This is a genomic window from Streptomyces scopuliridis, assembly GCF_042790125.1.
In the GTDB taxonomy this organism is placed as follows: domain Bacteria; phylum Actinomycetota; class Actinomycetes; order Streptomycetales; family Streptomycetaceae; genus Streptomyces; species Streptomyces scopuliridis_A.
In genome coordinates this window covers 1-10,331 of record NZ_JBHTZS010000062.1, presented here as the reverse complement: position 1 = coordinate 10,331, position 10,331 = coordinate 1, and the positions used below count along the sequence as shown (strand labels likewise).

The following is a 10,331-nucleotide window of genomic DNA, read 5'->3' as shown; positions in this document are numbered from 1 at the left end:
GCGCACCTCACCAATGACGGTCCAGAGCCGGCGATCGACGAACTACTCGCCCTGTCCCGCCGATCCCACGCGAACATCAGTTCATACCGGTCACAGTGACCTCGGCTCTCGTCAGCCACGTATCGTGCCGCCCGGCCGCATCGCCCCCACGGGGCACACCGGCGCCGAGAGCTCTGCCCACGCCGTGACGGGCGGCCGGGCAGCGACTCCCCCGAGCCGGGCGGCCCTCCGGGCCCGCCCGACAGCTGCCCGGATCCAGGACAAGTGAGTTGCGGCGCACCGGCTGGGGAACCGGCCCGCATGCGACGGTCCGTGAACCCGCGCCGGCCCCGGATGGGTGGGGCGGGTCTGCCGGGCGGAGCCGGCGCGACGGCGGAGGCGTATCCGTCGGCAAACGCTCTCGGGTCTCACCTGCTTAGCCACACACCGGCAGCGCCACCCCGGCGAGAGATGCCGCCCCCGCCATTCCTCGGGGGACAACGAACCCGCTCTCGTCGAGAAGATCTGTGACGCCCTCGCTCCCGCCCTCGTGTTCTCGCTGCTGTGCCATTCCTTCTCACCACCGCGGGCCGATACGGGCATCGCTCACCGGGCTCGAGTAAATCCGGCGGACGCGATCAGAGGCGGCCGTCGGCGAGGTGGGAGAGACATGCCGTGCCCGGGGCGGTCAACTCGTCTGCTCTGGTGGTCAACTCGTCTGCTGGGGTGGTCAACTGACATGCTCGGTGGCGCGCCGGCCATCGGCCGCGGGAAGAGCCCGCCCGTCCATGCCATGCCATGCCATGCCATGCCGGCAACGATGCCGTTCGTCCGGCCACGGCCCGGCCGCCGGCCGGACGCGTGACGAACCGCAGAAGTCCGGCACTGACACCGCGGAACTCACCCTCCTGAACGAGGTGTTCCATCGCGCCACGTGTGTGTGCCGGGCGTGGCGCGGCACACACGTGGCGCCTTGCGCACGCCCGGCGGACCGCTCGTCCGCGGTGAGCGATGGACGAGGCGGTGGATGAGTGGTACTTCGTTTGGCAGTTGGGGTCTCGAGGCGTGAAGTCCGTGACGATCGCCGCATCGCGGGAGTCGTCGTACGTACTTCTGGCGTGTGCTTACGGGCCACAAGCCGGTTTCGGTGGCTGTCCGCGGCGCCGGGAGGGGTGTGTACGGATCCCCGGGACGGCGGAAACACGGAACGTTCTTCAACAGAAGAGTGGCAACTCTGTGAAATTCAGAGGGAGAAGACTGCCTTGAACCGGCCGCGGCCACGGGTCACAGTTCCCGCAGTGTCCGGCGAGTGCATCACCGGACGCCAGAGACACGGTCACCCGGCAGCACGGTCCCTTCCATGCCGCCGTGATCCCCCATATACGGCCGTGCACTCCGAGACCGGAAGGAACATCTGCGGAACTCTCCCGGAAGATCTTCGCGGCCGCCGCGGCGGGCGCGCTGCTGTCCCTCACCACCGCCGCCGGCGGCGGGCAGGCGCTCGAAAACCCCGCTCCGCGCTACGACCGGGCAATGGTCAAGGCACTGGCGGCCTCGCTCAAAGTCAGCGAGAGTGCCGCGGCGGACCGGCTCGAGCGCCAGGCGGACCAGCGGGCCACACTCTCGTCTCTCGGCAAGCAGGGTGTCCCCATGGACGGCACCTACTTCGACGAGAAGGGCGACCTCGTCGTCAACGCCGGCGCGAGCGCCGCCGAGAAGCGCATCGAAAGTGCCGGTCTGAACACGCGTGTCGCCGAGCACGGCGAAGGAAAGCTGACTGCCATCAAGGCCGCGCTGGACAGGCTGGCGCTCGCTCAGGCACCCGCCGGGATCACTGCCTGGGCGGTCGATCTGGCTTCCGACACCGTCACCGTGAAGGTGAACAGCGACAAGAGCACGGCGGCCAGATCCTTCCTCAAGGCCGCCCGGGCCCACGGGGACGCGGTGCGAGTGGTCAACACCCCGCAGGAGCTGAGCCCTCAGAGCACTGTCCCGCCCGGGGAGGAGATGGCCTTCGACGGGTTCGTGTGCTCCGTCGGATACGGGGCCCGGGACGCTTCGGGCCGGCAGTACCTCGTCACGGCCGGCCACTGCATCGAGAACCTGCCCGTTCTCTCCCACGGCGGGAAACGTTTCGCCGAGAGCACCGACAGCCGGTTCACGCTGGGCAAGGACAGTGTGGACATGGGCATAGCCGCCGTCGACGAAGGCTCTTCCATCACCACCGCGGTCAGCACCTGGGGCAAGGCGGGCACCGTCGCCGTGGAGGGTGCCGAGCGCGCCCCCGTCGGCGCGGATGTGTGCAAGTCGGGCCGCACCACGCAATGGACCTGCGGAAAAATCGACTCCTATGACGTGTCGGTCACCTACTCCGACCCGAACGGCGGCCCCCGGACCGTCGTCACCGGGCTGGCCAGCTCCACGGTCTGCACGCAGGGCGGCGACAGCGGCGGCGCCTACATCTCCGGCAACCAGGCCCAGGGCATGACCTCGGGCGGTCCCATGAACCAGAGGTGCAACGGCACCGTGAACTCCCGCGGCTCGTCCTACTTCCAGCCCCTGGACGACACCCTTGCCCACTACAAGCTCACACTCGACACCAACTGATCACCAGGGCTGACGGATTGATCCGCGCGTCTGCCGGGACAGGCCGCCCATCGGATACGGTGAGCGGCCCGTCCCCCCCTTTGTGCAGGCCCCTCCCCCGCATGACCGGCCGCACACCACCGGAAGCCGGATCCTTGACCCCCCACACCCATCCCCCACGGCCCGCCAGACCACAGGCGCACCATCAGACACCCGCGTTCGCCGACGTGTTCCACCAGGCAGTCAGAGCCAGCGGACTCTCCCTGGAACGGATACAACACCGGCTCGCACCACCCGGCATCCGCATCAGCCTCACCACACTCAGCTACTGACAGCGCGGCAGAAACGAACCCGAACGCACCGCCTCACTGCGTGCCGTCAACGCCCCGGAATCCATCCTCACCCAGCCACCAGGCACACTGCACAGTGCGCTGCGCCCCTACCGGCCACGCGGACGTACGGTACCCGCGGCACACGACCTGACCGCCTCCCGCCGAGTCTTCGGGAAGAACTCACCGGCCGAACAGGCCCTCGGCGCGGACTTCCCGGCGCTCAACGAAGACACCAGCGTCCTGAGCATCCGCGAGACCGTCACCATCGACGAACACTTCCGGCTCAGCTCCCTGTCCATCCACCAGGTGACACGAGCCACCCGCGAGGGCGCCGACCGCTTCACCACCATCCACACCATCGACAGCGGCATCCGGGCAGTACGCGCCGAGGTGCGCTGCGGCATCCCGGGAACGATACGCTTCCTGCCGCGCATGAGCACCGTCGTCATCGATGTCAGGTTCGGCCGGAAACTGGCGAAGAACGAGACCGCCATCATCGACTACACGATGCACGTCGACTCCGGCGACGGACTCGACGACCACTACGAACGCCGCACCCGCACCCCACTGCGCGACTACCTGCTCCACGTCTACTTCCACCCAGCCGCGCTGCCACAGCTCTGCCACCGCTACTACCGCGAAAGCCACGAGACACACGCCTCATACAACCGCCGCATGGCACCCGACACTTCACACTCCGTCCACTCCGCGCCCGCACGCTGCCCCGCCGGCATCCACGGCATCTCATGGCAGACACCACAAAACCCGGCACCACGAAACCCGGCGCCGGGCCCCGGAGAGACGTGAGCGTCCACAGCGCACACAACCTCAACAGCGCCCCGGGGAGGCGTGAGCGTCCACAGTGCACACACTCGCAATGACGCCCCGTTACTTTCGGACCGGGGCTGCTCCTTCGGCGGGCAGCGACCGGACACTCCCCCGGCCGCGCCAACGCAGCCATAGCCGGACAGTCAGCCCCGGCCGGGGGCAGGCGCGGGCCAGACGGCAAGGCGCGGGAAGATCCAAGGGATTGATGGCCGCCGCCGTCATCGTGGACGGCCCGGGACGGATGCCCGGATGCGGTGAGCGGGCGGAGCAGGAAGCCCCCATCCCAGGACCAGCCGAACACCGGCCGGACACCGGCGGGGCGCCGCAGGGGCGCCGGCGGGGCGCCGGCCGAAATGGGGGCGGGGACGTAACGCCGCGCCTGCTGGTGGTGCACGTGCTGCTGCTGGAGTACGGCTGTCACCACCGCCACACGGATCTCCCGCGCGCGGATGCCGGCGCAACCGCAGGTGGTTCCGTTCACGGACCGCGACGGCAGACGTGCACGCCTGTCCTTTGACAAGGACGCCAGTCCAGAGCGGCGCCCTGCCCCGGAGCGACTGAATCGGATGCCGGACGGCCCGCCTTGCCCAGCTCGCCCACGGGGCTGTCGCCACGTGCTGCCAGGGCCTGTGCAGTGACGGGAAGGCCCGTGACACCCTTTGCCCATGCTCTTGGGTGATCAGGCAGGCAGTGTCGAACTGTGCCCGTTGCGGTACCAGTTCTCCGCGGTCCGCGGCGACGCATACGATGACAACTGGCTGGTCACCGGCGGCTCCGTGGCGACTCCGGAGGGCACCTGGGCTTTCGCTGATCCCTGTCTGCTGGTCGATGAAGCCCATCAGGTGTCTGCCTGGCTGCGCGCGGTGGCGGCGGGAACGGTTACGGTGAGCCGGCCTGATGCCGACGGCCGGCTGTCCCCGGACACCTGGTTCGTCGAGCCGGTCCTGGCCTTCAGCCTCGCCGGTCGAAGCGAGGACGGTGCGGTGATTCGTGTGCACCTGTCCATGGAGGCGGCACCCCCATGGCAGCGGGGTGAAAACAGGGCAGACATCTACCAGTACTTCGTGCAGGCCCAGGCAGACACCCCTGCTCTGCTTCGCGCGGCCGACCAGTGGGATCACGCTCTGGCGTCGTTCCCCGCCCGCTGAGCAGTACCAACTCAGCAGAAGACGCCGCACGTACGACAGCCCGACGTACGCCTCCGCGAGATCCGGCCCCGGCCGGTACAACCACCCAGCACCCCCAGCACCCCCCGGCACCCCCAGTCCCTGGCCCCAGCACCCCCGGCCCCTCGCCCCGGTACGGCCAGCGTTCACCGGCAAGGAAGCAGAAACGACCGCGTTCGCTGTCAGACACCTCAACCGGACAACAGCGGACAACGCCTCGCAAGACGCCACACACGGGCCCGTTCTCTCTCAGCTTCCGCGGCACGACCACTCCGAATGACGGTTCACTGCCTCCGGGCGGCGCGCGGCCATCCCAACCGCGAAGACGGGTTCAGCTCGCACCGTGACGCGGGCTGTCCGCTCACAGGCCGAGCCGCACCGGCCCGGCCGGAAGAGGGGAGGTGATCAACGCCGTCAAAGGAGTCGTGAAGTCGCGAGGAGAGAAAAGGTCGGCGCCCGCGTAAGAAGCAATTTCGTGCCCAGTACTTCTGCAACAGCTACTCAACCGACGCCAACGCGTGTGCCATAGCAGCCTTCCAACGATCCCAACCCCTGGAAGATCTGGTTGCACCGGAGACGCCCGACGGTGCCGCCCTGTGGGACATGAACTTCCATGAGTGTGTCGGCACCCTGCAGACGTTCCTCAGCCAGCCTCAGTACGGTGCAGCACGCGTTGCGAAACAACTCTTCGCTGTCCCGGCCTTGCCGCATCGCACCGGAGTGCGTGTTCGTCACTGTTGCGGGAGCCGTGAAGGCCGCGGTGTCCCTCTGCGCATCGGTGTCAGCACTGGTAGTCGTAGTAGATCTCGTCGAAGCGGTGCTGTGCGAGGTGTCGGGGCTCGATGAACCAAGAGGCTTTGACGTCGTCGTTGTAGTCGTAGAAGGTGGCGAGCATGATCATGGTTCCCTCGTCGGCTTGCGCGCCATAAGGGCCGCGCAGGTCGCCACCGGCAGCCTTGTCCACCGACGGGCCCTGAACCGGGGCCTGGTGTCCGCCGATCTGGACGTCGAAGGGGCTCTCCCACTCGTCGAAGGCATCGGCGAGCCGGTAGTCGTCGGCGACTGGGTACTCATTCTCGGTCAATTCCCACATCAGACGTGATGCGAAGGTCCCGACAAGGCGCAGAGGTTGGGCATCGGTGCATTTGTCGCCGTCCGGGTGGGGGCGCGGCGCGGTGTCTGCGTGTGCGGGGACGTACAGCAGCTTGACCCCGGCCCCGGGGTCCGTGCCGCGGCCCTCCATGAAGTAGATCTCGTCGTCCCGCCCCCATTGTTTTCCCTCAGCGGTGAAGTAGCGCTCGCCGTCGGCGGTCGACCAGCGGAAGAAGAGCAGGGTGCCGTTCTCGGGCATGTCGAAGTCGAGTACGCCCTGGGGAAGTTCTGCACAGTCGATGGTGGCCAGATGGGTCATCGGGCCATGTCCCTCCCGTACCGGCCAGGGCACATCCGCCGGCAGGGACGGCAGCCCGAAGAGCTGCCCCACGACAGTCCCGTCACTCTCCTGGGAGGTAAGGGCGAATGCCGGCCGGGTCCTGGCCCGCCAGTGTTCACCGTTCTCCGGTCCCAGGACGTCCATCACGGGCTGGTGCAGGTTCTCCTCAAGGGGGTTCGTCATGTCGGGCATGTTCGCAGCCACCACTGTCACCGACCGCCCTGCGGCAGGCGGCCCTGACCGCCCAGACATCACCCATAACCAGGCAGAAGACTAGAAAACAGCACCCTCACAGCACGTCCCCGTGTCCCTGCCGACCACAAGTGCTCACCCGCTTCGATCATTCCGCGAACGCATGCCCAACGCGGGGGTGGCGCTCCGTGTTCGCGTTCCACCCGCCCCGCTCGCCAAAGGCGGCCCGAGCCGGAACGAGGAGACAACGGCGGGCCTGAGCAGCAACCGGCGGAGATCGATCAGGACAGGCAGCCCGGCCGGCCCGTCCACCGGCCACGCCGCTACGTCGGCCTGCGCCCCATGGTGGCTACCAGCACCACGCTGAACCATGCGATGCCCGAAGTGACCCTGGCCGCCGACGGCGTCGGCGCTGCGCCGGCCGCCGTGCGTGAGCAGGCCGGCGCGCCCTCCCCGCGCGAACAACCTCAACCGGACATCCTGCATACCAACCGCGCGCAGGAGGCAACCCCAGGCTCTGCACGAGGCGTGCGCAGCGCGCACGGGAGATGGATGCAGTACGTGCTCGCCGGGGCGAGCCAGTCGATTCCGTCAGCGGGCCTGGGCGCGCTGCGTAGTGCTACTGCGGTCGCTTGACGGCTTGAGCAGCTCGCCGCCTTCAGTCAGCTCGCCCGCTGGATCGACGGGGCCACCGTCGAGACGTAATGAGGGTGGAGCCGCCAGATGACACAGGCCGCGTTCGCGACGGCCCATCCGGCGGCTTGAGCGTCAGCGGCAGAACCGGTCTCTCTCATATCGAATACGGCAGGACACCTCGATCCTCAGAGGTTCGAGGTGTGGAGGCCAAGGGCCAGGCTCGGCGTTTTCTCCCGCAAGGTCCCTCTCAACCAGCCGTAGGCAGACCCCGGGAGCGTCCGGCCTCGTCCCGCGAGCACCAACCGTTTGCGCAGGTATAACGCTCATGCAATTATTGCTAAGGTTGATTAATGGCGTGCGCATAGATATTGTCCGGTGGTGAGGCCCCGCGCCTCAGCCCTCCTGCCTCCCGCGCCGCGGTGGCAGGCCGCCGGAAGAGGCGCAGCCGCGACGTCCCGTCACGGCGGGAGGTTCCCTGTCTCCCGGATCGAAAGGACCCCAGCATGACCACCGATTCCGCCCTGGTCGCCGGCGCAGGAGGCGTCATCGGCCGTAGCGTCGTCGAACACCTCGCTCGGGAAGGCGTCCAGACCCGCGGCGCCAGCCGACGCACCCCTCAGGGCTCACCGACGTGGGAGCACCTTCCGGCCGACCTGTCCGACCCGGACAAGGCACGCGAGGGGCTACGTGCCGCCGCCGACACCACGCGCCTCGTCTTCGCGGCTTACATCGAGCGTGACGATCTCGAAGCCCAGATCGCCCCCAACCTGGCCCTGCTCGACAACACCCTCAAAGGACTCGCCGCAGCCGGGGCGCCGCTGCAGCACGTCACGCTGTACCAGGGGCACAAGTTCTACGGATCGCACCTCGGCGCCTTCAAGACGCCGGCCAAGGAGAGCGACCCGCGACTGATCGGGCCGAACTTCTACTACGACCAGGAAGACTTGCTGCGCGAGCGGGCGCAGGAGATGGGCTTCCGGTTCACCATCTTCCGGCCCGAGGCTGTCCTGGGGTATGCACAGGGCACGCCCATGAACCTCCTGATGGCGATCGCCACGTACGTCGCTATCACCAAGGAACTGGGGCTCCCGCTGCGCTTTCCCGGTGCGCTGCAGGCGTACGACGGTATCTTCTACCAGATGACGGACGCCGAGCTCCTGGCCCGCGCCACCGACTGGGCCGCAACCGCCTCCGGCGCGGCGAACGAGACCTTCAACATCACCAACGGCGACGTCATCCGCTGGAGCCACCTGTGGCGCGCGCTGGCCGAGCACTACGGCCTGCCCCTCGAAGAGCCGAAGTCGATCCGGCTCGAACAGCACATGCCCCCGCAGGGGCACATCTGGCGCCGCATCGTCGCCAAACACGGCCTCGTCGACACCCCGTACACGGACCTCGTCGACTGGCGGTTCGGCGACCTCATCCTGAACTCGACCTGGGACAACGTCAGTTCGACTGTCAAGCTCCGTCAAGCCGGTTTCCACGACAGCCACGACACAGAACAACGCCTCCTCGACCTTCTCGACGACCTCGGGGAGCGCCGCATCATTCCCCCGGCCCATACCTGACGCGACGCGGACAGGCACATGGGGAGCCCCGGCCCCGCCCGCGCCCCAAACGGCCCGATGCCCCAGGACTCCCCAGGAGGAAACCATGACCGGGTTCACCCAGACCGCCCGACATCCAAAGACACGCACCGACAGCCCGCTGCTGGACACGGAAGGGGCGCAGCTCGTTGCTCACCGTGTCGATCCTGGCCAGGCTCGCGCCGATCCGTGAAATGTGCAGCATTATCTGCGTGTTGACGCGGCTCCGGCCAAGGTCGAAGAACTGGATGTCACGACGCAGGATCTCCACCCAGCCCAGATACTCGGCGAGCACGAAGACCGTGCTGCGCACGAAATCGGCCTCGCGATCGGTGCCCCGTCTGAGGAAAGACGTGAGGAAGCCGAAGCCGCGGGAGGGACCCGTGTCGACAACGTGACGAGGCAGGATGTTGTAGAGCCTGGCCTGCAGATCGAACGAGGCCCACGCCAGGGAGGCCCCGTACCAGTCCATGTAGTTGCGTTGCTCCCATGACCGCAGGCGGCGTTGCTGCCAATAGCTGAAGAGCGCGGCAACCGCCGCACCGCAGACAGCAACGATCGCCGAGACCACTGACAACGAGTCCATGCATCCCCCTCCCGGGCATGATGCCATCACGCACCGCCACGTTATTGGACAACCCTGTCCACGTCCGATAGCGCAAACCGCGCAGTCGTCAAAGCTTCAGTGGCAATCGTTCAAGGTTGGCTGTCACATGACAGCGTGAGTGGATCCTGGCCGTGGATGGCCGGGTGTCCCGTCTCGAAGGATCTGGTCTCCGTCTCACGTGACCTGGTCTGATTCGTCGTTGATCTCAGTTGATCTGGTTCGTCATCCTGATCACTGGACTACTCTGTCGAGCCATGAACGCGGACCGCTGGTTGGCAGACACCCGGACCTCCTACGACACGGTCGCGGTCAGCTATGCCGACCAACTCCGCGAGGCCCTGGCCGGGGCGCCGTATCTTCGGGCGGCCCTGGCGCTGTTCGCCGACTTGGCGCACGCCGCTGGCGGTGGGCCGGTGGCGGACGTGGGCTGCGGACCCGGACACGTCACCGCTCACCTGCACGAGCTGGGTGTGGACGCTTTCGGCATCGACCTTTCATCCGTGATGATCGACGTGGCCCGGCGTGACCACCCCCGCCTGCGGTTCGAGGTGGGCTCGATGACCGACCTCGACCTCGCCGACGCTTCAGTCGCCGGCCTGCTCGCATTTTGGTCGTTGATTCACGTCCCCGACGAAGCAGTGCCCACGGTCTTCGGCCATTTCCGGCGCGTGTTGCTTCCCGGCGGACCACTGCTGCTCGGCTTTCACGTCGGCGACGAGTCGAGGCTGAAGACGCAGGGCTACGGCGGCCACCCGATGAACGTCCACGTTCACCGCCGCCAGCCTGACCAAGTGGCGGCCTGGCTACGCGATGCCGGGTTCACCGTCGAGGCCCACATGCTGATCGACCCCGACGAGAGCGTTCCAGGTGCGGTCCTCTTCGCACGCCGTCAGCCCTAGGCCGTGTCTGATAATTGATCTTGTGACAGGTCGAGGCGAGTTGACGGATACGGCGTGGGAGCGAATAGAGCCGCTGCTTCCGGGTGCG

The 10,331-nt window shown here is 67.5% G+C and carries 8 protein-coding genes; 6 read left to right on the top strand and 2 right to left on the bottom strand.

Annotated features, from left to right (window positions below; translation table 11 throughout):
* The first annotated feature begins 1,347 nt into the window (after positions 1-1,347).
* The 3 genes from ACFRKB_RS38580 to ACFRKB_RS38570 all read left to right on the top strand — a co-directional run bounded on the left by ACFRKB_RS38580 (position 1,348) and on the right by ACFRKB_RS38570 (position 4,873).
* Positions 1,348-2,586, top strand: a complete 1,239-nt coding sequence (locus ACFRKB_RS38580; RefSeq protein ID WP_383111262.1) for a S1 family peptidase — start codon at positions 1,348-1,350, stop codon at positions 2,584-2,586.
* A gap of 617 nt (positions 2,587-3,203) precedes the next feature.
* On the top strand, positions 3,204-3,704 hold the full coding sequence (locus ACFRKB_RS38575) for a hypothetical protein (RefSeq protein WP_383111261.1): 501 nt from the start codon (positions 3,204-3,206) through the stop codon (positions 3,702-3,704).
* A gap of 686 nt (positions 3,705-4,390) precedes the next feature.
* Positions 4,391-4,873 carry a WapI family immunity protein gene (locus ACFRKB_RS38570; protein ID WP_383111260.1) on the top strand — a complete coding sequence of 161 codons (483 nt, stop codon included), beginning with the start codon at positions 4,391-4,393 and terminating at the stop codon, positions 4,871-4,873.
* 799 nt (positions 4,874-5,672) lie between these two features.
* Here ACFRKB_RS38570 and ACFRKB_RS38565 read toward each other — a convergent pair.
* Positions 5,673-6,506, bottom strand: a complete 834-nt coding sequence (locus tag ACFRKB_RS38565; RefSeq protein ID WP_383111259.1) for a DUF1963 domain-containing protein — start codon at positions 6,504-6,506, stop codon at positions 5,673-5,675.
* Between the two features lie 351 nt (positions 6,507-6,857).
* Here ACFRKB_RS38565 and ACFRKB_RS38560 point away from each other — a divergent pair, with 351 nt between their 5' ends.
* Together ACFRKB_RS38560 and ACFRKB_RS38555 are read left to right on the top strand one after the other, a co-directional pair.
* Complete coding sequence (locus ACFRKB_RS38560) at positions 6,858-7,151, top strand: hypothetical protein (protein ID WP_383111258.1); 294 nt, start codon at positions 6,858-6,860, stop codon at positions 7,149-7,151.
* A gap of 503 nt (positions 7,152-7,654) precedes the next feature.
* On the top strand, positions 7,655-8,719 hold the full coding sequence (locus tag ACFRKB_RS38555; protein ID WP_383111257.1) for an SDR family oxidoreductase: 1,065 nt from the start codon (positions 7,655-7,657) through the stop codon (positions 8,717-8,719).
* Here ACFRKB_RS38555 and ACFRKB_RS38550 read toward each other — a convergent pair.
* A complete protein-coding gene (locus ACFRKB_RS38550) occupies positions 8,697-9,323 on the bottom strand; it encodes a hypothetical protein (protein ID WP_383111256.1) in 627 nt (208 codons plus the stop codon). The genes ACFRKB_RS38555 and ACFRKB_RS38550 overlap by 23 nt on opposite strands.
* Positions 9,324-9,598: 275 nt before the next feature.
* On the opposite strand from ACFRKB_RS38550, the gene ACFRKB_RS38545 reads away from it, so the two are divergent.
* Positions 9,599-10,243: a class I SAM-dependent methyltransferase gene (locus ACFRKB_RS38545; RefSeq protein WP_383111255.1), complete on the top strand. Its 645-nt coding sequence runs from the start codon at positions 9,599-9,601 to the stop codon at positions 10,241-10,243.
* Positions 10,244-10,331: the final 88 nt, after the last annotated feature.

What these genes read in the sequence shown, in the direction of transcription:
- ACFRKB_RS38570 (WP_383111260.1), top strand. Translation starts at nt 4,391, where the DNA reads ATGCTCTTGGGTGATCAGGCAGGCAGTGTCGAACTGTGCCCGTTGCGG.
- ACFRKB_RS38565 (WP_383111259.1), bottom strand. Translation starts at nt 6,506, where the DNA reads ATGACGAACCCCCTTGAGGAGAACCTGCACCAGCCCGTGATGGACGTC.
- ACFRKB_RS38560 (WP_383111258.1), top strand. Translation starts at nt 6,858, where the DNA reads ATGGTGGCTACCAGCACCACGCTGAACCATGCGATGCCCGAAGTGACC.
- ACFRKB_RS38555 (WP_383111257.1), top strand. Translation starts at nt 7,655, where the DNA reads ATGACCACCGATTCCGCCCTGGTCGCCGGCGCAGGAGGCGTCATCGGC.
- ACFRKB_RS38550 (WP_383111256.1), bottom strand. Translation starts at nt 9,323, where the DNA reads ATGGACTCGTTGTCAGTGGTCTCGGCGATCGTTGCTGTCTGCGGTGCG.
- ACFRKB_RS38545 (WP_383111255.1), top strand. Translation starts at nt 9,599, where the DNA reads ATGAACGCGGACCGCTGGTTGGCAGACACCCGGACCTCCTACGACACG.